This is a genomic window from Streptomyces pimonensis (assembly GCF_041380215.1).
GTDB lineage: Bacteria > Actinomycetota > Actinomycetes > Streptomycetales > Streptomycetaceae > Streptomyces > Streptomyces pimonensis.
Genome location: NZ_JAHWZY010000014.1, coordinates 30702 through 56498, shown reverse-complemented (window position 1 = coordinate 56498; position 25797 = coordinate 30702). Strand labels below are relative to the sequence as shown.

Below are 25797 nucleotides of genomic sequence, written 5' to 3'. Positions count from 1 at the left end.
CCGGCTGCCGGAGGGGGCGGCTGCCGGGGCCGCGCGGAGAACGGGGACACCGCAGGGGAGGGGCGACGCACAGCGATGGGTGAGGTCTTCGCCGGCCGGTACGAACTGGTCGATCCGATCGGGCGCGGGGGTGTCGGCGCCGTCTGGCGCGCCTGGGACCACCGCCGCCGCCGTTATGTGGCCGCCAAGGTCCTGCTGCAGAGCGACGCCCACTCCCTGCTCCGTTTCGTGCGCGAGCAGGCGTTGCGGATCGACCACCCCCACGTCCTGGCACCCACCAGCTGGGCCGCCGACGACGACAAGGTCCTGTTCACCATGGACCTGGTGGCCGGCGGTTCGCTGGTCCACCTGGTCGGCGACTACGGCCCGCTGCCGCCGGCCTTCGTCTGCACCCTGCTCGACCAGCTACTGGCGGGACTGGCCGCGGTGCACGCGGAGGATGTCGTGCACCGCGACATCAAGCCCGCCAACGTGCTCCTGGAGGCCACCGGCACGGGCAGGCCGCGGCTGCGGCTGTCGGACTTCGGCATCGCGATGCGGCTGGGCGAGCCCCGGCTGACCGAGACCAACCTGGTGGTGGGCACGCCGGGTTATATCGCGCCGGAGCAGTGGATGGGTTCCGACCCGGACTTCCCCGCCGACCTGTTCGCCGTGGGCCTGGTGGCGCTGTACCTGCTGGAGGGCGCCAAACCGGACGCCAAGGCCCTCATCCAGTACTTCGCCGACCACGGGACACCCGGCGCGCCCCGAGGCGTTCCCGAGCCTCTGTGGCAGGTGGTGGCCTCGCTGCTCCAGCCGGATCCGCAGGCGCGGTTCCGCACGGCCACGGGGGCGCGGAAGGCGCTCGCGGCTGCCGCGGAGATCCTTCCGGCGCCCGGCCCCGACGACGAACCGATCGAGATCTTCGACCAGCTGGGTCCCCTGCCACCGGGGTTCGCTCCGGACGGCCCGCTGAAGCGGGCTTCGGGCGCGGAGCGTACGGCCCCGGAGGCGGAGCGGGACGCTCTGCCCGGTGGCGGGCCCGGGCCCGGCCGGGACACGGTCGGTGCGGACGCCTCCGGCGGCACGGGCGGTCCCGGCTCCGTCCGGCCGGCCGCCGCAGCGGGCTCCGGCACAGGCGCCGGAACCGGCTCGAGGGCACTCGGAGCGGAACCGGGCAGAGGCGGAGGCGCCGTGCCCACCGATCCGCGTCCGGGCAGCGCGGCCGGCGCCTCCCTGCAGCCCCCCGGTATGTCGGACACCGGAAGCTTCCCCCTGCCGCCGCCCAGGGCCACCCTCATCCCCTCCTCCCCCGTGGTGCCCCCTCCGCCGCCGCCCGGGCAGGCACCCCGGACGGCGGTACAGCACCGGCCGGCCGCCCCCATCCCTTCAGCCGTCTCCCACGATCCCACTCATCGGCTGCGCTCCGCCCTGTCACGGACGGCCACGTGTCCCGACGTCTCCACCGCGGAGTACACCGCCCGGGACCCGCAGGATCCGCCTCCAAGCCAGGCTCCGTCCCAGCGCGGGTCCGCAGCCCGCCGGTCCCACCGCCGACGCAGCCGCCGCCCCGGCCCCCCGGCACAGGTGGTCGTCCCCCTGCTGCTCCTGGCTCTGGCCTGCTACGCCGTGGGGTTCTGGGCCCTCACGCGCATCTGACCGCCGCCGGCGGCGCCCACGACTCACGGAACGGTCCGTCGCCGAGCCGCCAGCGCCCACACGCCGAGCCCCGCCAGCAGCGCGGTACCGGTACCGATGCCGCCCACCGCAAGCGCCCGGAGGGCGGCGTCGTCGCCCGCGTCCTCGCCCTCGGCCGCCGCCCCCCGGTCCTCCTCCGTGACCGTGAAGACGTCCGGCGGCACGGACTCCCCCGCGTATCCGGGGCCGTCCTGTGCCGCGCCGCCCAGCCGCACCCGCAGCGTCAGCGGAACGGGCCCGTCGCCGAAGTCGTCCGCCACCGCGGCCGAGAGATGCGCGACGAGGTAGTAGGAGCCGGCGAACCGCATCGCCCCGATCTGGCGGGCGGCGGCGTGCCGGTTCACGTACGCGACCGGCGGGAGGGACGCGAGGCTCTCCGCCTTCTGGACGCCGTCGTACCCGACGCCCACGTCCACGACGTGCCCGCGTACGGGGTTGTAGAGGTCCAGGTCCAGCGCGGCGGCGGTGTAGCGGCCCCCGCCCGTGCTCGAACTGCCCAGTTCGGCGGTGGCGTAGAGCTGTTGGCCCCAGTCCACGGGGACCTTGTAGAAAAGCGTCTGGCCGGGGCGGATGCCGTCCCGCCAGACTCCCTGGCCGACGGGGGCGGCCCGGGTGAAGCCCGCGCCCCCGGAGCGCCGCTCGGGCTTCCCCGTGAGGGGCTGGGGCGGGACGGAGTTCCACTCCTTCGGCGCACTCGTCGCACCGACCTTCGCGGGAGGGGGCTCCGACACCGTGGTGAGCTCCATCTCCCAGGGGCCGGGGGAGGTGCCCTCCCCGTCCGGGTCGACGCGTTCGACGCTCAGGTAGTACGTACCGGCCTCCTGGCAGAGGGACCTCCTGGGGGAGATCTCCCGCATGGCCCACGCGGCGACCGGATGCGGGCTGCCGGCGGAGCCGAAGCTCGCCGTGTCCACGTCGCAGGAGCGGCCCTCGCCGTCCTGCACGGCCACCTTGACCCCGTCGATGACGGAGGCGGTGCGGCCGGCCGGGGGTACGGCCGTGGCGGAGGCGTAGGTGCTCGTGGCGCCGTCGAGCTCCAGACGGTAGTAGACCGTGCCGCTCGCCGGGAGCATGCTTCGGTAGGTACGGCCGGGCTCCAGTCGCTCCACGGCGTCCACGGTGTTCACGGCGCCGTCGATGCTCCGCGCGTCCTCGGCGAAGGCATAGGCCCCGGCGTCACCGGCGGCCTCGTTCGCGACGGCCGTCCGCACCGGTAGCGCACCGGTCAGTGCCAGCACCATCACGGAAGCGAGCGTCACCGCGCCCGCGCGTCCGCCGGCCGAGGGCCCGCTGAGCCCGGCCCGGCCCCTGCCCCACCGTCCCCTCACGCGTCACCCCTCGTCGTCGCCCTGACGTCGCACCGCGTCCATCCTGCCCCGCGGACGAGGCACGCCGACAAGTCCCCGCCCGCACAAAACCCCGACCGCGCAGGCGGCCGGGGTCTGTTCAGCGTCGTATGTCGGTACTCACGAACCCGTGGGCACGGAGTCAGTCGCCTCCGTCCACAGATCCTGCTCGGCGCGATCCGCCTGGATCTGGCGGTACACGAGGAGCCCGCCGATGGCGGCCAGTGCGACCAGGAGAAGCTTCTTCACCGCGCGACCTCGTCTTTCCTTGACGTAGGGGACCTCTGCCGCCCGACTATACACACCGGTCGATACCGACCGGTGACCTGCGTCGTCCCCTCCAACTGCCCTGCGCCACCGCCCAGTAGAAGCGGAGCACGACAGCCCGACCAGAGCGTGACCACGCCGAGAAGGAAGGCCACCTTTGCGGCTTCTCCGCACTCTTGGCATCTTTTCGCCGCTTATACACCCATCCGTGTGGTGTTCATCTGAACATCCGCGCGCCACGGGCGTCGGTCCACCACTTCGCGAGCCTCATACACATCATGAGGAAAGTACGCAAATCGCCCAACCCGAAAGTGAGGGGCCATGGCCCGGAACAAGGTCATGAAGCTGTGGAACGCCATCGTCACCGCCTTCCTCGCGCTGTGCACGGCGCTCGGACTCATCACCACGACCGCCTCCGCGGCCGTACCGCAGACCGACGGGACGCGCAACAGCGGCAGCGCCTCGAACGTGTCGGCACCGGCGACGTCCCTCTGGTCCTGGTCACTGGCCAGGGCCCTGCCCCCCACGATGAAACAGCGCATCCACGCCGAGGCCCACGGCAAGTCTCCCAGTTGCCGGCACCGCCCGCTCTCGGACACGACGGAGGAGGCCGACTCCACGGACTGCTCCGACGGCACGGCGTCCACCCGCGCGGAACCCGTCGCCGGCCGCATCCCCCTCCAGCGCTGATCACGGGGTCCGCTCCCGTTCCTCCTCGTGCCGTCGCCGCTTCCCCGAGTCCTGGCGAACTTGCGTACAGCACCACGGCCCGAGCCGACACCGGAGGGCCCCGGCCGATATCGGCCGGGGCCCTCCGGTGTCGGGGCTAACAGGATGTGAACCTGTGGCCCCGTCCTTATCAGGTCGATCACGGGGTGTCGGAAACGCCGCTTAACTCGCGCTGGACCTCGGCTGGTCGTCTGCTCGCGTTCGGCGCCGACCGGCGCCGTACGCGCCTGTTGGTGTCAGCGGCTGTTGTCATCCACTACATGCGGCCTTGAAAGACACACCCCGCCGGTCACGCCTCAGGCGCTTGCCACCAGTTCAGCGGCTCTCCGTCCGGTCCGAACACGTTGCTGAAGCCCCACTCGATCAGCACGCTCACGCCTGCTGCCCACGTTTCCATCACGGACTCGACCACAGGGAATCCGGCAGCTGCTGGCACCGTCACCACGATGAACCGCCGACCGGCAGGAGCCTCCACCAGGCCGCCCAGGGGGGCGAAGTCGCTGGACAAGGATTCCAGCGACTCAGCATCGAAGGGCGGCTCGCCGAATACTTGGATGCAGAGGTTCGGACCTCGCCGCTCAATCCGGAACACACCATCGGCGTCGATCCTCAGCAAGTCCCCGGCCGCGCACCCCTCGACCATGCCAGGGCTGCCCGTCAGTTCATAGGTGCCGGAACCGATAGCCCTGGCAGGAAGCGTCTCGAACACTGGCTGCCCGGAACTGGCAAAGCCGACGCGGAGTGCCACGTGGCAGTGGTCGGAGGGCGCCGGGCTCTCGATGCTCATTTCAGCATCCTCGCAAAGGCGGTCCCCACTGGGGGACTCGCCTTCCTTCGTAGATCACCTGACCACCTGCCACTGCCCGACCACCTCCAGCACCACCCTCCCCAGCTCCCGCCCCGTCCTCCGTCGGCCCACACACCGTGGAGCGGGCGTGGTTCCTGGCGTCCAGGTGGAGCGCGCCACTGTACGAACGACCTGGACGCCCTGGGCCGCGTCCGCTCGGCTCTGCCCGGCTCGACGGTGGACGGGATGGGAGCTCCCCGCGCACGCCCTACGGGCCCGCGGTCGGCGACGGCGCCCCTTCCATCCCGGTATCGCGGCCGGTCTTCCACCGGAAGCATCGTCCTCGACCGCGGGCCGCTCTGTGCGGCGCTCGCCTCATGACCTCCGGCCCCATCCATGTGTGGGCGCGCGTCGGCGCAGTGCGGGCGGAGCGGGCCGAAGGCAGGAGCGGCGCCCGAAGCGGAGCCGGGAACGCGCCCGGCCAGGCGGAGCGCAGCCGGGCTTGATGAGGCGGAGAGACCCGTAACAGCGCTGTCCGCTCAGCCGCCGGGCGCGCCACAGCAAAAGGCGTGAGCTGCCTTCCCTGCACCGTAGTGGTACAGGGTCTCGCCGATCCTGAACCGGCCAAGGCGCTCGTAGAGGCGGACAGCGTCAGCGTCTTTGGCCATGGCGTCGAGGGCCAGTCGCCGGTCATGCATCCGGCCGAACGACATCGCGGCCTTCGTCAGGCGCCCACCCGTCGCCTGCTCCCCGAATCGCTTCACGACGAGGAGCCGAGCCCACGCGGCCTGCGTCCTGGTCCTCGTCCCGGTCCTCGTCCTGCGTCGAAGTGAGGTGCTGGGGCTCCGCCGGCAGGGCACCGGCTTCGCGGCTCGGCAGATCACTCCGGCCAAGCAGACGCAGCGGATGACGGGCGTGGGCCTGGTCCTGAGGGATCTGAGGGCCGAGTGCTCGCAGGCCGTCTTGCCCCTGCCGGAGTTCTGCGCACGCGCTCCGGAAGAACGCCGGGGCCTGCAAGAGCCGGAACCGAAGACCGCAGGCGCCCACCGGAACCAGGCCCTCGTCTTCTCCGCCGAGCACGGCGGGACGGCCGACCCGGTCGGCTTCTCCCGCCCCTTCGACCGCCTGGTGAAGCGCGCCGACGTCCGTCGCGTCACCGTGCGGCCCACCCGGCGTACCCGCGGCACCTTGCTCGCCTTCCCCAAGGTGCATCCCAAGGTGGCGCAAGCGGTCCTTCGTCACAGCCGGATCAGCATGACGACGGACGTCTACACACACGTCGTCGGGGAGGACGCACGGGAAGCGGTGGCCATGCTCGCGGAGCTGCTGGAAGATCCGCTACTCGGCTGGATGTCAGCCATGGATGTCGAAGACCCCCGGTCCATGTGGACCGGGGGTCTTCGTGCCGGTGGGGCTAACAGGATTTGAACCTGTGGCCTCATCCTTATCAGGGATGCGCTCTAACCAACTGAGCTATAGCCCCGCCGCGCTCTGCGGTGTGTGTCCCGCGCGCTGACTCCTGAAGATTAGCGCACGACCGGGGCAGTCCCAAAATCGGTTGTCCGGCGGCTGCCGGACGGGCCGGGAAACCGCTGTGAGCGGCTCACTCGTCCTCGGCCAGCGTCAGCTCGACACCGCCCACGAAACCCGCGGAGAGGTTGTAGATGAACGCACCGAGCGTCGCCAGCGCCGTCGCCAGGACGACGTCGATGACCGCGATGATCGTCGTGAACATCAGGACGTTGGGCAGCGACAGGAACGACTGGAGGTCGAAGCCGTTCGACTCGCTGGAGCCGGTCGCCTCGGCGATCGTGCCGCCGACCGTCGAGAACACGCCCATGGCGTCCATGACCATCCACAGCACCGCGGACGCGACGATGGTGCAGATGCCGAGCGCGATGGAGAGCAGGAAGCTGACCTTCATCACCGACCACGGGTCGGCCTTCGACACCCGCAGACGCGCCTTGCGCACGCGCGGGGTGGTGCGCGCCCCCGTACGGGGACGTCGTACCGCGTCGGCCTGCCCGGCCTCCGTACCGGTCTGCCCCGGGTAGGCCTGCGGCGGGTGGTACGGAGCCTCCTGCTGCTGGGACTGCCGGTCCCCCGGCAGCGGTGAGGCCGTCTGAGCGGCAGCGCCCTGGTCGGACGCGGCCTGCTGCGGGCCCCGGGTGTCCGTCACGGTTCCCCCCTGGGATCCCTGCCTGTTGGACGAGGAGGCGCCCTTGGCGGGCACCTTGATCGCTTTGAGATTGGTCGTGTGCGGATCAGCCGCCCGCGCGGCGGAGCCACGGCCGCCGCCGTCCGTCCCCCTGCTGGTACCGGCCGGTCCGGCGCCCATGGCTCCGCTCACGCTGACTCACTCCTCGTGCTACTCGGACGAAGGCGCCTCACCCTCGTCCGTGCCGGCGGTCGCGTCCCCGTCGGTGGTGTCGTCCACGGCCACGTCGCCGTCGACTTCCTCCGCCTCGCGTCCAGCTTCGGCGTTACGGGCGATGCCGACCACGGCATCGCGCTTGCCCAGATTGATCAGTTGGACGCCCATGGTGTCACGGCCGGTTTCCCTGATCTCGTTGACTCGCGTACGAATCACACCGCCCGACAGCGTGATGGCGAGAATCTCGTCGGTCTCCTCGACCACCAGCGCGCCGACGAGGGTACCGCGATCCTCGACGATCTTGGCAGCCTTGATGCCGAGGCCGCCGCGACCCTGGACGCGGTACTCGTCGACGGCGGTCCGCTTCGCGTACCCGCCGTCTGTGGCAGTGAACACGAACGTACCGGGTCGAACAACATTCATCGAGAGCAGCTCGTCCCCTTCGCGGAAACTCATGCCCTTGACGCCCGAGGTCGCACGGCCCATGGGGCGGAGCGTGTCATCGGTCGCCGTGAACCTGATCGACTGCGCCTTCTTACTGATCAGCAGCAGATCGTCCTCGGCCGAGACGAGTTCGGCACCGATCAGTTCGTCGTCGGAACCGTCCTCCTGCTCCCGCAGGTTGATCGCGATCACACCGCCCGAACGCGGGGAGTCGTAGTCCTTCAGCGGTGTCTTCTTCACCAGGCCCGCCTTGGTGGCCAGGACCAGGTAGGGCACCGCCTCGTAGTCGCGGATCGCACGGATCTGGGCGATCGTCTCGTCCGGCTGGAAGGCCAGCAGATTCGCCACGTGCTGCCCGCGCGCGTCCCGGCCGGCGTCGGGCAGCTCATAGGCCTTCACCCGGTAGACCCGGCCCTTGTTGGTGAAGAACAGCAGCCAGTGGTGGGTGGTGGACACGAAGAAGTGGTTGACGATGTCGTCTTCCTTGAGCTTCGCGCCGCGCACCCCCTTGCCGCCGCGCCTCTGGGCCCGGTAGTCGTCGGTCTTGGTGCGCTTGATGTAGCCGCCGCGGGTGACCGTGACGACGATGTCCTCCTCGGCGATCAGGTCCTCGATGGACATGTCGCCCTCGTAGGGGATCAGCTTCGTCTTGCGGTCGTCGCCGTACTTCTCGACGATCGCGGCCAGCTCCTGGCTGACGATGCCGCGCTGGCGGACCGGGGAGGCGAGGATCTCGTTGTACTCGTTGATCTTCGTCTGGAGTTCGTCGTGCTCCTGGACGATCTTCTGGCGCTCCAGGGCGGCCAGTCGGCGCAGCTGCATCTCGAGGATGGCGTTGGCCTGGATGTCGTCGATCTCCAGGAGGTCCATCAGGCCCCCGCGTGCGATCTCCACGGTGTCACTGCGCCGGATCAGCGCGATGACCTCGTCGATGGCGTCCAGGGCCTTCAGCAGGCCGCGCAGGATGTGCGCCCGCTCCTCGGCCTTGCGCAGCCGGAAGCGCGTACGGCGGACGATGACCTCGATCTGGTGATTCACCCAGTGCCGGATGAACGCGTCCAGGGAGAGCGTGCGCGGCACCCCGTCGACCAGCGCCAGCATGTTGGCGCCGAAGTTGGTCTGCAGGTCGGTGTGCTTGTAGAGGTTGTTCAGGACGACCTTGGCGACCGCGTCCCGCTTCAGCACGATGACCAGGCGCTGGCCGGTACGGGAGCTCGTCTCGTCGCGGACGTCGGCGATGCCGCCGATCTTTCCGTCCTTCACCAGGTCGGCGATCTTCTGCGCGAGGTTGTCGGGGTTGGTCTGGTAGGGCAGCTCCGTGACCACCAGGCACTGACGGTTCTGGATCTCCTCCACCTCGACCACCGCGCGCATGGTGATCGAGCCGCGGCCCGTGCGGTACGCCTCCTCGATGCCCTTGCGGCCGACCACGAGGGCACCGGTCGGGAAGTCGGGGCCCTTGATGCGCTCGATGAGCGCGTCCAGCAGCTCCTCGTGCGAGGACTCGAAGTTCTCCAGGTACCACTGGGCGCCGGCCGCGACCTCGCGCAGGTTGTGCGGCGGGATGTTGGTCGCCATGCCGACCGCGATACCGGCCGAGCCGTTGATCAGCAGGTTCGGGAAGCGGGCCGGCAGGACGGTCGGCTCCTGGGAGCGGCCGTCGTAGTTGTCCGTGAAGTCGACGGTCTCCTCGTCGATGTCGCGGACCATCTCCATGGCCAGCGGCGCCATCTTCGACTCGGTGTACCGCATGGCCGCCGCCGGGTCGTTGCCCGGCGAGCCGAAGTTGCCGTTGGAGTCGACGAGCGGCATCCGCATCGACCAGGGCTGGGCGAGGCGCACCAGGGCGTCGTAGATGGAGGTGTCGCCGTGCGGGTGGTAGTTGCCCATGACGTCGCCGACGACACGGGCGCACTTGTAGAAGCCGCGCTCGGGACGGTAACCGCCGTCGTACATGGCGTACAGCACGCGGCGGTGCACGGGCTTGAGACCGTCACGGACGTCCGGCAGCGCACGCGAGACGATGACGGACATCGCGTAGTCGAGGTAGGAGCGCTGCATCTCCGTCTCGAGCCCGACGGGCTCGACACGCATCGCCAGGGCGTCGCCCTCGGGCGTCGTCACAGGAGTGTTCTCGTCGGTCATTGCTGGTGAAGATCCTTCCTGGTGCGGTCAGCTGAGACCGACTCAGATGTCGAGGAAGCGGACGTCCTTGGCGTTGCGCTGGATGAACGCGCGGCGGGCTTCGACGTCCTCGCCCATGAGGACCGAGAACAGGTCGTCGGCCTGGGCGGCGTCGTCCAGGGTGACCTGGCCGAGGACCCGGTGCTCCTGGTCCATCGTGGTGACGCGCAGCTCCTCGGCGTTCATCTCACCGAGACCCTTGAAGCGCTGGACGGAGTCCTCGCGGATGCGCTTGCCCGCGTTGCGGCCCATCTCGATCAGCGCGTCGCGCTCGCGGTCGGAGTACGCGTACTCGAAGTCGTCCCGGCCCCACTTGATCTTGTAGAGCGGCGGGCGGGACAGGTAGACGTGCCCGGCCTCGACCAACGGCCGCATGAAGCGGAACAGGAACGTCAGCAGCAGGGTGTTGATGTGCTGGCCGTCGACGTCGGCGTCCGCCATCAGAATGATCTTGTGATAGCGGAGCTTCTCGATGTCGAAGTCCTCGTGCACACCCGTGCCGAACGCGGAGATCATCGCCTGGATCTCCTGGTTCTGCAGGATCCGGTCGATGCGCGCCTTCTCGACGTTGAGGATCTTTCCGCGGATCGGGAGGATCGCCTGGTACTGCGGGTTGCGGCCGGACTTGGCCGAACCGCCGGCGGAGTCTCCCTCGACGATGAAGATCTCGCACTTGGTGGGGTCGTTCGACTGGCAGTCGGACAGCTTGCCCGGCAGCGACGCCGACTCCAGCAGGCCCTTGCGGCGGGTCAGGTCGCGCGCCTTGCGGGCCGCCACCCGCGCGGTGGCCGCCGCGATGCCCTTGCGGATGATGTCCGCGGCCTCGTTGGGGTTGCGGTCCAGCCAGTCGTTGAGGTGCTCGTAGACGACCTTCTGGACGAAGGTCTTCACCTCGGTGTTGCCCAGCTTGGTCTTGGTCTGGCCCTCGAACTGCGGCTCGCTCAGCTTGACCGAGATGATCGCGGTCAGACCCTCGCGGATGTCGTCGCCCGTGAGGTTGTCGTCCTTCTCGCGCAGCAGCTTCTTGTCGCGCGCGTACTTGTTGATGAGCGAGGTGAGCGCCGCGCGGAAACCCTCTTCGTGCGTACCGCCCTCGTGGGTGTGGATGATGTTGGCGAAGGAGTACACGCCCTCGGTGTAGCCGCTGTTCCACTGCATCGCGATCTCGAGGGACAGGTGCCTGTCCTTGTCCTCGGCCTCGAGGTCGATCACGGTGGGGTGCACCACGTCTCCCTTGCGGGAGTTGAGGTACTTCACGAAGTCGACGATGCCGCCCTCGTAGTGGTACGAGACGGCCTTGACCTCGTGCTTCTCGTCCTCGCCCGCCTCGTCCGCACCGGCGGTGGCCTTCGCCGACTCGCGCTCGTCGGTGAGGTTGATGCGCAGGCCCTTGTTGAGGAACGCCATCTCCTGGAAGCGCCGGGAGAGCGTCTCGAAGGAGTAGTCGGTGGTCTCGAAGATGTCGCCGTCGGCCCAGAAGGTGACCGACGTGCCGGTCTCCTCGGTGGCCTCGTGCTTGGCGAGGGGCGCGGTGGGAACACCCAGCTTGTAGTCCTGCGTCCAGCGGTGGCCGTCGGTCTTGACCTCGACGGCCACCCGCGTCGACAGCGCGTTGACCACGGAGACACCCACGCCGTGCAGACCGCCGGAGACCGCGTAACCGCCGCCACCGAACTTGCCGCCCGCGTGCAGTACGGTCAGTACGACCTCGAGGGCGGGCTTGCCCTCGGAGGGGACGATGCCCACCGGGATGCCGCGGCCGTTGTCGACGACGCGGACGCCGCCGTCCGCCAGGATCGTGACGTCGATGGTGTCCGCGTGGCCGGCCAGCGCCTCGTCGACCGAGTTGTCGACGACCTCCTGCACCAGGTGGTGCAGTCCCCGCTCGCCGGTCGACCCGATGTACATACCGGGTCGCTTACGGACCGCGTCCAGGCCCTCGAGGACGGTGATGGCGCTCGCGTCGTACGACGCGGCGGCCTCGCCGCTCAAGGTGCTCGCCGCGTCACCGACGCCGGTGTCGGTGGACGGGATGTTCTCGTTGGGGTTGCCGGAATCGGCCACGAAGCGCCCTTTCTGGCACAGCACGAGCCGGGCTCGTCGGCAGGTTGCCGGAGCGGCTGCGGCATGTTGCGTTGGTAAGCCTTGATCAGCGTTGCTCAGCTTTTCCCGGGCGGTCCCCACGTTCGGGGCGGGATTGTCTTCCATTCTACCGGTAGCACTGACATCGATGGGGGTTTGCGGGCACCTGGGTCCGCATGTGCCGCCCTCAACCGGTCTCGTCCGACTCCCGATATGCGGATGGGGGCTCCAAGAGCCCCACGAGGGCACTCAGCGCTTCGGGCCGTCAACCCTTGGCTACTTAGGAGTCGGGGGGTGACTCGCAACCACGTGCGACGCCCCGACGGAACGGGCACCGGAGGCGGGAGAGCGCCGCCGACAGTCATTCTGTGATGTCCGTCACGTGGGATCGAGGGGCCCGGAACGGGCGCCGGATCACCCGTACGTGTCCCCGGGACCCGTGCTTCCGGGAGCACGCAGAGGCCCGAAACGACGGGCGGGACCGCCGGGGCCGACGACCTTGATCAGCCGCACGGTGCCGTGCCCGAGATCCTCGTTCAGACGCGCCACCAGGGTCGGCGCGAGCAGCCGCAGATTCGTCGCCCACGCCGTGGAGTCACAACGTACGACCAGCACCCGCTCGTCCTCGTCGTACCGCTCCGGCTCACAGTGCTTGGCCACGTCCTCGCCGACGATCTCCGGCCAGCGCCCCATCACCCCGCCCACCGCGGCCGGGGCCTCCCAGCCGCGCTCCGTGAGCAGCCGGTTGATCGCCGGACCGAGCGCCACCGGGTCCCGCCGGTCGGCGCGCGCCCCGGAGCGCAGACCGCCGCGCCGCGCCTGCTTCCGCTGCTGCACCGCGTCCCCACGCGCGCGCGCCGCCTCCTTGGCCGCACGCAACGCCACACGCGCCAAGTCGACACCGGACGGCTCGGGGGCCTTCCCGCCACCGCCCGGGGGCGTGTCCGGCCCGCTCATACGCGCTCCACCGTCCCGCCCGTCACGGCGAACCGCACACCCGCCAGCACATGAGGGACGTCGTCGTCGACCGCCGCGGTCACCAGGACCTGTTCACCGGGCGCCACCAGCTCGGCCAGACGCTCGCGCCGCCGCGCGTCCAGCTCGGCGAAGACGTCGTCGAGCACCAGCACCGGCTCGCTGCCCTCCGTCCGCAGCAGGTCGTAGGAGGCCAGACGCAACGCCAGCGCGTACGACCAGGACTCACCGTGGGAGGCATAGCCCTTGGCCGGCAACTGACCCAGCTTGAGCAACAGATCGTCACGGTGCGGACCGACCAGGGTGACGCCCCGCTCGATCTCGGACTTGCGCGCCTGCGCGAGGGCCGCCGTCAACTGCTCGAACAGATCCTCGCGCGTATGGGCCTCGCCGGGCGCGGACGGCTTGTACTCCAGCGCGACCGGTCCACCGCCGGGCGCGAGCTGCTCGTACGCCTTGTCGGCCAGCGGCTGGAGCGCGCCGATCAGATCCAGCCGCTGCACCAGAAGCTCGGCACCCGCACGCGCGAGGTGCTGGTCCCACACGTCGAGCGTGGACAGGTCCAGGGTGCGGCCGCCGTGCCGGCGCGCCAGCGCGGCCGACTTCAACAGGGTGTTGCGCTGCTTGAGCACCCGGTCGTAGTCGGCGCGGACACCGGCCATGCGCGGGGAGCGCGCGGTGATCAGCTCGTCCAGGAACCGGCGCCGTTCACCGGGATCCCCCTTGACCAGAACCAGGTCCTCGGGCGCGAACAGCACCGTACGGACGATCCCCAGCACGTCCCGGGGCCTGACCTGCGAGGACCTGTTGATGCGGGCGCGGTTGGCACGGCCCGGATTCAGCTCCAGCTCGACCAGTTGCTGCCGCTCGCCCTGACGCACCTGGGCCCGGACGATCGCACGGTCGGCACCCATCCGGACCAGCGGGGCGTCGGAGGAGACCCGGTGGCTGCCGAGGGTGGCGAGGTAACCGACCGCCTCGACCAGGTTCGTCTTGCCCTGTCCATTGGGCCCGACGAAGGCCGTCACCCCCGGATCGAGCGGGACCTCGACCCGGGGGTAGGACCGGAAGTCGGCCAGCGACAGATGCGTGACGTGCATGCTCGTTCCGCCGACCTCCCCGGCGTCGCGGACCGCCGCGCGGTCCTGTGGATACGGGACGTGCCCTGTGGACTACTTCTTCTCGACCGCGTGGCCGCCGAACTGGTTGCGCAGCGCAGCGATCATCTTCATCTGCGGCGAGTCCTCCTGACGCGAGGCGAACCGCGCGAACAGCGAGGCGGTGATCGCCGGCAGCGGGACCGCGTTGTCGATGGCGGCCTCCACGGTCCAGCGTCCCTCACCGGAGTCCTGCGCGAAACCTCGGAGCCCGTCCAGGTGCTCGTCCTCGTCCAGGGCGTTCACCGCCAGGTCGAGCAGCCAGGAGCGGATGACGGTGCCCTCCTGCCAGGAGCGGAACACCTCACGGACGTCGGTCACCGAGTCGACCTTCTCCAGCAGCTCCCAGCCCTCGGCGTAGGCCTGCATCATGGCGTACTCGATGCCGTTGTGGACCATCTTCGCGAAGTGGCCCGCGCCGACCTTGCCCGCGTGCACCGACCCGAAGTCGCCCTCCGGCTTGAGGGCGTCGAACACCGGCTGCACCTTGGCGACGTCCTCCTTGTCGCCGCCGTACATCAGCGCGTAGCCGTTCTCCAGACCCCAGACGCCGCCCGAGACGCCGCAGTCGACGAAGCCGATGCCCTTGGCCGCCAACTCCCCGGCGTGCTTCTCGTCGTCCGTCCAGCGGGAATTGCCGCCGTCCACGACGACGTCACCCGGCTCGAGCAGCTCGGCCAGCTCGTCGATCGTGGACTGGGTCGGTTCGCCCGCCGGAACCATCACCCACACCACACGGGGGCCGCTGAGCTTGCCCACAAGCTCCCGCAGGCTGTGGACGTCGGCGAGGTCCGGGTTGCGGTCGTATCCGAAGACGGTGTGACCCGCGCGGCGAATCCGCTCGCGCATGTTGCCGCCCATCTTGCCGAGGCCGACGAGACCGAGCTCCATCAGTTGTGATCCTTAGGTATGCGACGTGGCGTGTCGGCACGTACGTGCCGGCGTCCGAGCCTAAACCCGGACGGTCGCGCACATCTGTGGGCATACGCGCTCATCCGTAGCCCTCACCCGCGGCTTCCCCGGAACGGCGGTCAGCCGCTGAGCCGCACCGGCATACTGCGGTCCCGGGGGCCCGCCCCCGCCCCTCGGCAGTCGCTGCGGCGGGCGCACCTCAGCCGCTGAGCCGCACCGGCATGATCAGGTACTTGTAGGCCTCGTCCGCCTCCGCGTCCACCGCCGGACGGCCACTGAGCAGCGCAGGCTTGGTGGACGTGGTGAAGGACAGCTGGGCCACCGGGGAGTCGATGGCGCTCAGGCCGTCCAGCAGGAACGTCGGGTTGAAGGCGATCGAGATGTCGTCGCCCTCCAGCTGGGCGTCGACCCTTTCCACAGCCTGTGCGTCGTCGCTGGAACCGGCCTCCAGGATGAGCACGCCCTGCTCGAAGCTCAGCCGCACCGGGGTGTTGCGCTCGGCGACCAGGGCCACGCGCTTGACGGCCTCCACGAAGGGGGCGGTCTCGATCACGGCGACGCTGTTGAACTCGGTCGGGAACAGCGTGCGGTACTTCGGGAGGTCGCCCTCCAGCAGACGCGTGGTGGTCCGGCGGCCGGCGCCCTCGAAGCCGATCAGGCCCTCGCCCGCGCCCGAACCGGACAGCGCCAGGATCACCTGGTCACCGCTGGTCAGCGCCTTGGCGGTGTCCTGGAGCGTCTTGGCGGGCACCAGGGCGACCGCGGAGACCTCCGGGTTCTCCGGCTTCCACAGGAACTCGCGGACCGCGAAGCGGTAGCGGTCGGTGGAGGCCAGCGTGACGGTGTCGCCCTCGATCTCGATGCGCACACCGGTGAGGACCGGCAACGTGTCGTCACGGCCGGCCGCGATGGCGACCTGCTGCACGGCGGAGGCGAAGACCTCGCCGGGGACCGTACCCGTCGCGTTCGGCATCTGCGGCAGGGCCGGGTACTCCTCCACAGGCAGTGTGTGGAGCGTGAACCGCGAGGACCCGCACACCACCGTCGCCCGTACACCGTCTGTGGAAATCTCCACCGGCCGGTTGGGGAGAGCGCGGGAGATGTCGGCCAGCAGACGGCCCGAGACCAGGACCGTGCCCTCCTCCTCGACCTCCGCCTCCACCGACACCCGCGCGGAGACCTCGTAGTCGAAGCTGGACAGGCTCAGCTGGCCGTCCTCGGCCTTCAGGAGCAGGCCGGCGAGGACAGGGGCCGGCGGACGGGCCGGGAGGCTGCGCGCCGCCCAGGCCACTGCCTCCGCGAGTACGTCGCGTTCCACCCGGATCTTCACTGTTGCCGCCTCCTGCTGTTGCCGGCGCTTCTCGCCCTGCCTGGCTTCGTCGTCTGACTCGGTGTCGTCGGCCCCTGGACCGGGAAGGACACCGGGGACCAGTCTGACGCACCGCACTGACAGTAGGCGCCCCCTGGGGTCAAGTCGTGACGAGTGGCGGTCGGGGCCGAGACAGCAAGTTGTGCACAGGGCCTCCTTCGAAACGGATTCCTCGCTCTCTCTAGTCGGGAGTAGTAGTAGGGCCTGTGGATACCGTGGATAACCTTGTTTCCGCAGGTCAACGTGAGAATTTTGTCCACGGACCCTGTGGGCAGAGGCCGTGGACAACTGGGCGTCTCTGTGGAGAACGGAAAGTTCTGCACATCCCGTACACAGGGAGGGGCGAGTTCTCCCCAGCGCCGTCCCCAGGTTTGCGGGTCTTTCCCACAGGCCTCTGCGGCAGCCTGGTGTGACGCCTTTCACTCGCCTCGGTGAAGAGGCGCGTCATGTTGCCGAACAGTGGACAGGCATGTGGAGAACTGGGTGATCACTGGGGACAACCCCCCTCGACCTGTGGGTCGCCCGTGGACAACTCGATGCGCAGGCTGCGGGTCTCTGAGTTGTCCACAGCCTGTGGAGACTGCTTGTCCACGTATCCACAACCTGTTGACCTGGCCCGATGGTCCCTCGGCAGGCTGCCCTGTGGACAAGATCGGGACAACTTCTCGGTCCCCAGGATGTGGACGGGAAAAAGTCACTGAATCTGTGGACGAAGGCCGTAACCCGGCATCGGAATCGAACAACGGCGGGCTGCCCGACGCGGAGGCGAGACGTCCGGGACATGGGGAAGGGCGCCCTCGGACCGCTCCGGGGGCGCCCTCGACGACGATGCCGTCCGCTCCGCGGGCCGTTCAGCCGGCCTTGATGCGGTTGGTGAGCTCGGTGACCTGGTTGTAGATGGAACGCCGCTCGGCCATCAGATTGCGGATCTTCCGGTCGGCGTGCATCACCGTGGTGTGGTCGCGGCCGCCGAACAGCGCGCCGATCTTCGGCAGCGACAGGTCTGTCAGCTCACGGCACAGGTACATGGCGATCTGGCGGGCCGTCACCAGCTGCCGGCCCCGGGAGCTGCCGCACAGGTCCTCGACCGTGAGGCCGAAGTAGTCGGCCGTGGCGCTCATGATGGCCGTCGACGTGATCTCCGGCGTCGAGTCGTCGCCGCCGGGCATCAGGTCCTTGAGGACGATCTCCGTCAGGCCCAGGTCCACCGGCTGCCGGTTGAGCGAGGCGAACGCCGTCACCCGGATCAGCGCGCCCTCCAGCTCACGAATGTTCCGCGAGATCCGGGAGGCGATGAACTCCAGCACCTCCGGCGGGGCGTTGAGCTGCTCCTGGACGGCCTTCTTGCGCAGGATCGCGATGCGCGTCTCCAGCTCCGGCGGCTGGACGTCGGTGATCAGACCCCACTCGAAACGGTTCCGCAGCCGGTCCTCCAACGTGACCAGCTGCTTGGGCGGCCGGTCGCTGGAGAGGACGATCTGCTTGTTGGCGTTGTGAAGCGTGTTGAAGGTGTGGAAGAACTCCTCCTGCGTCGACTCCTTGTCCGCCAGGAACTGGATGTCGTCGACGAGCAGGATGTCCATCTCGCGGTAGCGCTTGCGGAAGCTGTCGCCCTTGCCGTCGCGGATGGAGTTGATGAACTCGTTGGTGAACTCCTCCGAGCTCACGTACCGCACGCGCGTGCCGGGGTACAGGCTCCTCGCGTAGTGTCCGATCGCGTGCAGCAGGTGGGTCTTGCCGAGCCCGGACTCCCCGTAGATGAAAAGCGGGTTGTAGGCCTTCGCCGGCGCCTCGGCGACGGCGACCGCCGCCGCGTGCGCGAAGCGGTTGGACGCGCCGATGACGAACGTGTCGAAGAGGTACTTCGGGTTCAGCCGCGCGGTCGGCTCGCCGGGGCCGGTCGCCGGTGCGGGCTGTGCGGCCAGCGGGCCGGGTGCGCCGGTGGTGGGCAGGTTGGGGCCCACGGGACCGCCGCGGTGGACGTGCCCGGAGGGGGAGGCGGGCGGTTCACGGCGTACGGCGTCGCGCTGTTCGTAGTCGCCGCGTGACGCCTCGTAGTCGGGGCGCTGCTGCTCGTAGGACGGCCGGTCCGCGGGCTGGGGGCGGTAGTCCTGTACGGGCGAGCCGCCGCCGTAACCGTCCTGCGGGCCGTACGCCTCCTGCGGGGGAGTGGCGTACGGGTCCCGCTCCGGGAAGCCGAGGCGCTGCTGCTGCCAGCCGTATTCCTCCTGCGTCTGCCGCGGCCAGGCGCCGGGCTCCGGACGCTGGTACTCCGACGGGTAGACGGGGCGGGCGGTGGGCAGATGGTCACCGGAGGGGCCCTGCTGCTGGTCGGTGCGGCGGCGGCCGTATCCCTCGTAGCCGTCGTATCCCTCGTACGGTTCGCGCTCCTGCCGCTCCTGCCGCTCCTGCCGGCCGGACCGGTCGAGGTGGTCGGGGCGGTCCTGGCGGACGGCCGGGAGCTCGGGTTCCTCGTAGCGCGGCCGGGGCGCCGGTGGGGACGGGGGCTCGCCGACGGTGTCGTCGACGGTGATCGCGATGCGGATCGGGCGTCCGCACTCGCGGCTCAGGCTCTCGCCGACGACAGGGGCGAGGCGGCCCTCGAGCACGCCCTTGGCGAACTCGTTGGGTACGGCGAGCAGCGCGGTGTCGGCGACGAGTGCCAGCGGCTGGCAGCGCCGGATCCAGTGCTCGTCCTTGACCTCGACTCCTTGTCCGCGGCCTTCCCCGAGGAGTTGCTCCAGTACGCGTGGCCACACTGCGGCAAGATCGGCAGGTACGTCAGCCACAGGGCACGCTCTCTCACAGGTCCTCCGATCGTGTGATGCGAAGGACGGGTCGGGATGTAAATCGGGTGGTGGGGGGTCGAGGGAAGGAATCGTCAAGGGAACGAATGGGAGTCCAGCCACGGTAGTCAGCGCGGCCGGTACGGTTCAAGTTGTTGTCCCCAGGCTGTGGACAAGTGTCTCCCAGCCGTCGCCGGTTTGACCGAATGGCGCAGCCGCGCGTACCGTGACCAGGTCGAGTTGTCGATGGCTGCTGCCGCCTGCCTCCGATGGGCACAGATCACGCAAGGTGATCGGTCAGCGGTGCACTCGGGCGTAACGCGAGCTACTCGTGGGCGCACGGTGACAGCCAGGACGGCACCCCGCAAACACCGAGTCTTTCTGGAGCCCCCGAGTGAGCAAGCGCACCTTCCAGCCGAACAACCGTCGTCGCGCCAAGACCCACGGCTTCCGGCTGCGTATGCGCACCCGTGCCGGCCGCGCGATTCTCGCGTCCCGCCGCAGCAAGGGTCGCGCCCGTCTGTCCGCCTGATCCCGGTCAGGTCATGCCGTCGTGCTGCCCACCGAGAACCGGCTGAGGCGGCGCGAGGACTTCGCGACCGCGGTACGACGAGGGCGCCGGGCCGGAAGTCGGCATCTCGTCGTCCATCTTCGTAGCGGTCCCACGAACCCGCATGCGCCTGGGGAGAGCGCTCCCCCGTCGCGTGCGGGTTTCGTCGTGAGCAAGGCCGTGGGTGGTGCGGTGGTGCGCAACAAGGTGAAGCGCAGGCTTCGCCATCTGATGCGCGAGCGAGTCGGTGGGCTGCCCCCCGGTAGCCTGGTAGTCGTACGAGCGCTGCCCGGTGCGGGCGACGCCGACCACGCACAACTGGCCCGAGACCTGGATGCCGCCCTGCGGCGGCTGCTGGGAGGGGGCGCGCGATGAAGTACCCGCTGCTGGCTCTGATCAAGGTCTACCAGTGGACGATCAGTCCGCTGCTGGGGCCGGTGTGCAAGTACTACCCGTCGTGTTCCCACTACGGCTACACGGCCATCGACCGGCACGGCGCCATCAAGGGCACAGCGCTCACGGCCTGGCGCATTCTCCGGTGCAATCCGTGGTCGCTGGGTGGTGTGGACCATGTCCCTCCGCGCAAGCGTCCGCGGTGGCACGAAATGTTGCGTGACGCCTGGCGTGCACGCAGGGGCGGGACCTCCGCCGCCGAACCGGCCACCGAGGGACGAGCCTCCCCCACAGGTAGGACGAGTCCTTCGAGCCCGGCCGCAGAGACCTCGTCCCATGCCCAAGGAGCATGATTAGTGGACACGATTGCCAGCCTCTTCAGCTTCATCACGACACCTGTCTCCTGGGTCATCGTCCAGTTCCACAAGGTGTACGGGGCCATTTTCGGCCCCGACACCGGGTGGGCCTGGGGCCTGTCGATCGTGTCCCTGGTGATTCTGATCCGTATCTGCCTGATCCCGCTCTTCGTGAAGCAGATCAAGGCGACGCGCGCGATGCAGACGCTCCAGCCGGAGATGAAGAAGATCCAGGAGCGTTACAAGAACGACCGGCAGCGCCAGTCCGAAGAGATGATGAAGCTGTACAAGGAGACGGGCACCAACCCGCTCTCCTCGTGCCTTCCGATCCTGGCGCAGTCGCCGTTCTTCTTCGCCCTTTACCACGTGCTCAACAGCATCGCGTCGAACGACACCATCGGCGTGATCAACGAGCGTCTGCTGGAGAGCGCGCAGAGGGCCCACATCTTCGGCGCCCCGCTCGCGGCGAAGTTCACGGACAGCTCGGAGAAGGTCGAGGCGCTCAACTCCTCGCTGACCGATGTCCGCATCGTCACGGCCATCATGATCATTCTGATGTCGCTGTCGCAGTTCTACACGCAGCGCCAGTTGATGACGAAGAACGTCGACACCACGGTGAAGACGCCGTTCATGCAGCAGCAGAAGATGCTGATGTACGTCTTCCCCGTCATCTTCGCCGTCTTCGGCATCAACTTCCCGGTCGGTGTCCTCGTCTACTGGCTGACCACCAACGTGTGGACCATGGGCCAGCAGATGTACTTCATCCACAACAACCCCACGCCGGGTTCCAAGGCCCAGGCCGCTTACCTGGAGCGCCTCCTCAAGAGCGTCTCCAAGCACGGCAGGACCCGCGGCCGTGGTGAGCGCGCCATCGTCAAGGCCATCGTGGCCAAGGGCCGGGACCGCAACGAGTACGAGCGCAAGTTCGTCAACGGTCTGAACAAGGCGGGCCTCGCGGCCCAGGCCGACGGCACGGTGGTCAAGGGCGAGAGCACGGCCGCCGCGCAGGCCGAGGACGCGGCCGCTGGGGCCGCCGCCAAGCGGCAGCAGCCCAAGCGGCAGACCAAGTCCCAGCGCCAGTCCGGTACGGCCAAGGCGGCCGGTGAGCCCATTTCACTGACCAAGCCCGAGGAACCCGAGGACGCCAAGCCCGCCGGTCCTGCCAAGAAGGACAAAGCCAAGCCCGCCGGCAGTACCCGCAGCAGGGCCCAGTCCGGGCAGCGCAAGGGACCGCAGCGGCCCAAGTCCCCGTCCAAGAAGTAAGAAGGAGTCCATCCCGTGACGGAAGGCACCACCTCCGCCGCTGCCGAGGGCGCAGACACCCTGACCCGCCTGGAGCAGGAGGGTGAGATCGCGGCGGACTATCTGGAGGGTCTGCTCGACATCGCCGACCTCGACGGCGACATCGACATGGACGTCGAGGCCGACCGCGCCTCCGTTTCGATCATCAGCGACACGGGCAGCCGCGACCTGCAGAAGCTGGTGGGTCGTGATGGTGAGGTGCTGGAGGCGCTCCAGGAGCTCACGCGTCTGGCCGTGCACCGGGAGACCGGGGACCGCAGCCGTCTCATGCTCGACATCGCCGGTTACCGGGCCCAGAAGCGGACCGAGCTGTTCGAGCTGGGGGCCAAGGCGGCGGCCGAGGCCAGGAGCAGTGGCGAGGCCGTGAAGCTGGATCCGATGACTCCGTTCGAGCGCAAGGTCGTGCACGACGCGGTCAAGGCGGCCGGCCTGCGCAGCGAGTCCGAGGGCGAGGAGCCGCAGCGCTTCGTCGTCGTGCTTCCCGCCTGATCGGTTCTACGTTCCACCGGCCCCGTCTGTTGCGCAGACGGGGCCGAACTTTGTCAGCCTGATAGTTCTGTGGTTCTGGTGTCGGCATCCGGTGTCGGCACGGTACGGAAGGACGGTCCCCCGTGACGGAGGCAGCGGAGCTTCCCCCCGCGCCCGAGCAGGCACGTGAGGTGTTCGGCGATCGCTTCGAGGACGCGGTCCGGTACGCGGAGCTGCTCGCCGAGGCGGGCGTGCAACGCGGCTTGATCGGGCCGCGCGAGGTCCCCCGACTGTGGGAGCGACACCTGTTGAACTGCGCGGTGCTCTCGGAGGTCGTGCCCGAGGGCGTGATGGTGTGTGATGTGGGCTCGGGCGCGGGCCTGCCGGGCATCCCCCTGGCGCTGGTCCGGGAGGACCTCAAGATCACCCTGTTGGAGCCGCTGCTCCGGCGCACCAACTTTCTGACCGAGGTCGTCGAGCTGCTCGGACTGGACCACGTGACGGTCGTGCGCGGTCGGGCCGAGGAGGTCATGGGGAAGCTGCCTCCGGTGCATGTGGTGACCGCACGCGCCGTGGCTCCGCTGGACCGCCTGGCCACGTGGGGCATTCCTCTGCTGCGGCCCTACGGCGAGATGCTGGCACTCAAGGGCGACGCCGCCGAGGAGGAGCTGAAGAGTGCGGCGACGGCGCTGAGCAAACTCGGTGCCGTGGAGACATCCATCGTGCAGGTGGGCGAGGGCGTCGTGAATCCGATGTCCACAGTGGTGCGGGTCGAGGTCGGGGAGAGCCCGGGCGGTGTGCGGTTCGCGGCGAAGCGTGCGAAGGCTGCTCGTGCGGGAAGAATCCGGCGCCGACGCTGAGGGCCGGACGTACTCCACACAAGCTGTCACATCCATGCTGCCGGAGTGTCGCGGCAGTGCCGCCTCGGCCGCTATGCATCGTGTTTCACGTGAAACGTCGCTCACTGCTGCACGACATCATCAGGCGAGGGCGCGCTGCGGCCGAACCCCGTGGCCGAAAGCCCCTCGGTTCGCTCGGGGAGGTTCCGGTTCCCGACGAGACACCCGCCTTCTCAGGAGGGGTGGAGTTGTCCACAGAGGTGGTTTTCTCCACAGAACGTCAGGGCTCACTGGTTCACGGCCCCCAAGGCATGGGAGTCTCTGTTCATAGCGAGCCTGAAGTCGAGGAGAGTGAATCCTTGCGGTCCGACGCCAACATCGCGGGACCGATGACCGATCCGGTCCCCGGTCCCCGTACCGATTCGACGGGAGCGGATGTTTCACGTGAAACGCCGCCCCCGATGGACGACACTCCCATCGGTCGTGCTGCCCAACTGGCGGTGGAGGCTCTGGGGCGAGCCGGTGAGGGCCTGCCACGGCCCGAGCAGACCCGTGTCATCGTGGTCGCCAACCAGAAGGGTGGTGTCGGCAAGACGACCACCACCGTCAACCTTGCCGCGTCGCTCGCTCTGCACGGCAGCCGTGTCCTGGTAATCGACCTCGACCCCCAGGGCAACGCGTCCACGGCCCTGGGCATCGACCACCATGCGGAGGTCCCCTCCATCTATGACGTCCTGGTGGAGAGCAAGCCGCTCGCGGAGGTCGTCCAGCCTGTTTCCGATGTCGAGGGGCTCTTCTGTGCGCCTGCCACGATCGATCTCGCTGGTGCGGAGATCGAGCTGGTGTCGCTGGTGGCTCGGGAAAGCCGGCTGCAGCGTGCGATCCAGGCGTATGAGCAGCCGCTGGACTACATCCTCATCGACTGCCCGCCCTCACTCGGCCTGCTGACGGTCAACGCGATGGTGGCCGGTCAGGAGGTTCTGATTCCGATCCAGTGCGAGTACTACGCGCTGGAGGGGCTGGGACAGCTGCTGCGCAATGTCGACCTGGTACGGGGGCACCTCAACCCCACCCTGCACGTATCGACGATTCTGCTCACCATGTACGACGGCCGGACGCGGCTCGCGTCGCAGGTGGCGGACGAGGTGCGCACCCACTTCGGCGACGAGGTGCTGCGGACGAGCATTCCCCGCTCCGTCCGTATCTCGGAGGCGCCGAGCTATGGGCAGACGGTGCTGACTTACGATCCTGGATCAAGTGGTGCCCTCTCCTATTTCGAGGCGGCACGAGAGATTGCGCTGAGGGGTGTCGGCGTCAGCTATGACGCGTCGCAGGCCCACCCCGGCGTACGGCAGAACGATCCGAGCATGGTGGAGGGCGTTCAGTGAGCGAGCGACGGAGAGGGCTGGGTCGTGGTATCGGCGCACTGATCCCTACCGCCCCGACGGAGAAGACGATGGCGCCGGTCGCGGTGGGCGGCGCTGCTTCCTCGTCCCCTTCGGCGATGCCGATATTGCCGAGCGAGCGAGGAGTGGCTGCCGCGAAGGTGGCCATGCTGTCGAATGTTCCACGTGAAACGGAGGAGGGCGCTGCGGTCTCGTCCGTGTCGCCCATGGGTGCGCATTTCGCCGAGATCCCTCTTGATGCCATTACGCCGAACCCCCGGCAGCCGCGTGAGGTCTTCGACGAGGATGCGCTGTCCGAGCTGGTCACCTCCATCAAGGAGGTCGGTCTCCTCCAGCCGGTCGTCGTACGACAGGTGGATTCCGCGCGCTACGAGCTCATCATGGGGGAGCGGCGGTGGCGGGCCTGCCGCGAGGCGGGACTCCAGGCGATTCCGGCGGTCGTGCGTGCTACGGAGGACGAGAAGCTCCTCTTGGACGCGCTGTTGGAGAACCTGCACCGCGCCCAGCTGAACCCGTTGGAAGAGGCCGCCGCCTACGACCAGCTGCTGAAGGACTTCAACTGCACGCAGGATCAGCTGGCTGACCGCATCGGCCGGTCCCGCCCGCAGGTGTCCAATACGCTGCGTCTGCTGAAGCTGCCGCCGGCCGTTCAGCGACGGCTGGCCGCCGGTGTGCTGTCCGCCGGACACGCACGTGCGCTGCTGTCCGTTGAGGACGCCGAGGAGCAGGACCGGCTGGCCCACCGGATCGTGGCCGAAGGGCTCTCGGTGCGGGCGGTCGAGGAGATCGTGACCCTGATGGGTTCAGGTCCTCAGAAGGCCCAGCGGTCCAAGGGGCCGCGCGCCGGAGCTCTTGTCTCGCCGGCACTGACGGATCTGGCGATGCGTCTTTCGGATCGCTTCGAGACGCGGGTGAAGGTCGACCTGGGACAGAAGAAGGGCAAGATCACCGTCGAGTTCGCCTCCATGGAGGACCTCGAACGTATCCTCGGCACCCTCGCCCCGGGAGAGGGCCCCGTTCTCCAGAGAAGTCTGGTGGATGACGACTCCATGGAGACCGAGTCCTGACCCTTCGGCCCAGTCGGCCGTGCGTCCGACTGGGCGACCAGGGGCGGACCGTGTCCCGGTGTACACCGGGACACGGTCCGCCCTTTGCTTTTTGGCGGTGTCAATGGAATCGCTTCATGGATACGATGCGTTCGGACAGGGCGCATTCACCCGGCAGTACCTCTGAGAGCAAAGCAGGGGCCATGCGAATGACAAGCCGCACCGGACTGATGAGCGTAGGACTGGGGGTGGGCGCCGTCAGCGGTTTCATCGGCAGCCTGCTCAGGGAACGGAGTGCTCTGACAGCCGCCCGCGAGGCAGCGGGCGAAGGAAGCGAGGAACAGCCTT

General features: G+C 68.9%; 23 protein-coding genes and 1 tRNA gene. 11 read left to right on the top strand and 13 right to left on the bottom strand.

Features of this window, described 5'->3' with window-relative positions; genetic code table 11:
• The first annotated feature begins 75 nt into the window (after positions 1–75).
• Positions 76–1638, top strand: a complete 1563-nt coding sequence (locus tag KYY02_RS16080; RefSeq protein WP_371238636.1) for a serine/threonine-protein kinase — start codon at positions 76–78, stop codon at positions 1636–1638.
• Positions 1639–1661: 23 nt separating this feature from the next.
• On the opposite strand, the gene KYY02_RS16075 is transcribed toward KYY02_RS16080, so the two are convergent.
• Positions 1662–2936, bottom strand: a complete 1275-nt coding sequence (locus tag KYY02_RS16075) for a hypothetical protein (RefSeq protein WP_371238635.1) — start codon at positions 2934–2936, stop codon at positions 1662–1664.
• A 207-nt stretch (positions 2937–3143) separates the two neighbouring features.
• Positions 3144–3272, bottom strand: coding sequence for a DLW-39 family protein (locus tag KYY02_RS16070; RefSeq protein WP_003999697.1), 129 nt, complete (start codon positions 3270–3272; stop codon positions 3144–3146).
• Between the two features lie 339 nt (positions 3273–3611).
• On the opposite strand from KYY02_RS16070, the gene KYY02_RS16065 reads away from it, so the two are divergent.
• Complete coding sequence (locus KYY02_RS16065) at positions 3612–3980, top strand: DUF6344 domain-containing protein (protein WP_371238634.1); 369 nt, start codon at positions 3612–3614, stop codon at positions 3978–3980.
• Between the two features lie 328 nt (positions 3981–4308).
• Here the strand turns inward: KYY02_RS16065 and KYY02_RS16060 are convergent, their stop codons facing one another.
• Both KYY02_RS16060 and KYY02_RS16055 read right to left on the bottom strand, forming a co-directional pair.
• On the bottom strand, positions 4309–4806 hold the full coding sequence (locus tag KYY02_RS16060; protein WP_371238633.1) for a DUF4265 domain-containing protein: 498 nt from the start codon (positions 4804–4806) through the stop codon (positions 4309–4311).
• A 539-nt stretch (positions 4807–5345) separates the two neighbouring features.
• On the bottom strand, positions 5346–5570 hold the full coding sequence (locus tag KYY02_RS16055) for an acetyltransferase (RefSeq protein WP_371238632.1): 225 nt from the start codon (positions 5568–5570) through the stop codon (positions 5346–5348).
• Between the two features lie 70 nt (positions 5571–5640).
• Here KYY02_RS16055 and KYY02_RS16050 point away from each other — a divergent pair, with 70 nt between their 5' ends.
• The gene (locus tag KYY02_RS16050; RefSeq protein ID WP_371238631.1) at positions 5641–6234 is read left to right on the top strand and encodes a site-specific integrase; all 594 of its coding nucleotides are present in this window, start codon (positions 5641–5643) and stop codon (positions 6232–6234) included.
• Here KYY02_RS16050 and KYY02_RS16045 read toward each other — a convergent pair.
• The 9 genes from KYY02_RS16045 to dnaA form a co-directional block, all read right to left on the bottom strand.
• A tRNA-Ile gene (locus KYY02_RS16045) sits at positions 6216–6289 on the bottom strand. The genes KYY02_RS16050 and KYY02_RS16045 overlap by 19 nt on opposite strands.
• 120 nt (positions 6290–6409) lie before the next feature.
• On the bottom strand, positions 6410–7156 hold the full coding sequence (locus KYY02_RS16040; RefSeq protein ID WP_371238630.1) for a DUF3566 domain-containing protein: 747 nt from the start codon (positions 7154–7156) through the stop codon (positions 6410–6412).
• Between the two features lie 18 nt (positions 7157–7174).
• The gene (gene gyrA / locus KYY02_RS16035) at positions 7175–9769 is read right to left on the bottom strand and encodes a DNA gyrase subunit A (RefSeq protein ID WP_371238629.1); all 2595 of its coding nucleotides are present in this window, start codon (positions 9767–9769) and stop codon (positions 7175–7177) included.
• A 42-nt stretch (positions 9770–9811) separates the two neighbouring features.
• Positions 9812–11872 carry a DNA topoisomerase (ATP-hydrolyzing) subunit B gene (gene gyrB, locus KYY02_RS16030; protein WP_371238628.1) on the bottom strand — a complete coding sequence of 687 codons (2061 nt, stop codon included), beginning with the start codon at positions 11870–11872 and terminating at the stop codon, positions 9812–9814.
• A gap of 432 nt (positions 11873–12304) precedes the next feature.
• A complete protein-coding gene (locus KYY02_RS16025; RefSeq protein WP_371238627.1) occupies positions 12305–12847 on the bottom strand; it encodes a DciA family protein in 543 nt (180 codons plus the stop codon).
• Positions 12844–13965, bottom strand: coding sequence for a DNA replication/repair protein RecF (recF, locus tag KYY02_RS16020; protein WP_371238625.1), 1122 nt, complete (start codon positions 13963–13965; stop codon positions 12844–12846). The genes KYY02_RS16025 and recF overlap by 4 nt, the downstream gene beginning before the upstream one ends.
• A 72-nt stretch (positions 13966–14037) precedes the next feature.
• The gene (gene gnd / locus KYY02_RS16015) at positions 14038–14913 is read right to left on the bottom strand and encodes a phosphogluconate dehydrogenase (NAD(+)-dependent, decarboxylating) (RefSeq protein WP_371238624.1); all 876 of its coding nucleotides are present in this window, start codon (positions 14911–14913) and stop codon (positions 14038–14040) included.
• Positions 14914–15133: 220 nt separating this feature from the next.
• Positions 15134–16264, bottom strand: coding sequence for a DNA polymerase III subunit beta (gene dnaN, locus KYY02_RS16010; RefSeq protein ID WP_030820091.1), 1131 nt, complete (start codon positions 16262–16264; stop codon positions 15134–15136).
• An 890-nt stretch (positions 16265–17154) separates the two neighbouring features.
• Positions 17155–19092: a chromosomal replication initiator protein DnaA gene (gene dnaA / locus KYY02_RS16005; RefSeq protein ID WP_371238623.1), complete on the bottom strand. Its 1938-nt coding sequence runs from the start codon at positions 19090–19092 to the stop codon at positions 17155–17157.
• Between the two features lie 391 nt (positions 19093–19483).
• Between dnaA and rpmH the strand changes: the two genes are divergently transcribed.
• The 8 genes from rpmH (at position 19484) to KYY02_RS15965 (ending at position 25470) form a co-directional block, all read left to right on the top strand.
• Positions 19484–19621, top strand: coding sequence for a 50S ribosomal protein L34 (gene rpmH / locus KYY02_RS16000; RefSeq protein WP_003956500.1), 138 nt, complete (start codon positions 19484–19486; stop codon positions 19619–19621).
• A 21-nt stretch (positions 19622–19642) separates the two neighbouring features.
• On the top strand, positions 19643–20014 hold the full coding sequence (gene rnpA / locus KYY02_RS15995; RefSeq protein WP_371238621.1) for a ribonuclease P protein component: 372 nt from the start codon (positions 19643–19645) through the stop codon (positions 20012–20014).
• On the top strand, positions 20011–20385 hold the full coding sequence (gene yidD / locus KYY02_RS15990) for a membrane protein insertion efficiency factor YidD (protein WP_371238620.1): 375 nt from the start codon (positions 20011–20013) through the stop codon (positions 20383–20385). Before rnpA ends, yidD begins: the two co-directional genes overlap by 4 nt.
• Before the next feature lie 3 nt (positions 20386–20388).
• Positions 20389–21651 carry a membrane protein insertase YidC gene (yidC, locus tag KYY02_RS15985; RefSeq protein WP_371238619.1) on the top strand — a complete coding sequence of 421 codons (1263 nt, stop codon included), beginning with the start codon at positions 20389–20391 and terminating at the stop codon, positions 21649–21651.
• A 15-nt stretch (positions 21652–21666) separates the two neighbouring features.
• Positions 21667–22179: a Jag family protein gene (locus tag KYY02_RS15980; RefSeq protein ID WP_371238618.1), complete on the top strand. Its 513-nt coding sequence runs from the start codon at positions 21667–21669 to the stop codon at positions 22177–22179.
• A 122-nt stretch (positions 22180–22301) separates the two neighbouring features.
• Positions 22302–23018, top strand: coding sequence for a 16S rRNA (guanine(527)-N(7))-methyltransferase RsmG (gene rsmG, locus KYY02_RS15975; RefSeq protein ID WP_371238617.1), 717 nt, complete (start codon positions 22302–22304; stop codon positions 23016–23018).
• A 290-nt stretch (positions 23019–23308) separates the two neighbouring features.
• Positions 23309–24385, top strand: a complete 1077-nt coding sequence (locus KYY02_RS15970) for a ParA family protein (protein WP_371238745.1) — start codon at positions 23309–23311, stop codon at positions 24383–24385.
• Positions 24382–25470 (top strand): ParB/RepB/Spo0J family partition protein, encoded by a 1089-nt coding sequence (locus KYY02_RS15965; RefSeq protein WP_371238616.1) that lies wholly within the window; start codon positions 24382–24384, stop codon positions 25468–25470. The genes KYY02_RS15970 and KYY02_RS15965 overlap by 4 nt, the downstream gene beginning before the upstream one ends.
• The last annotated feature ends 327 nt before the right edge of the window (positions 25471–25797 follow it).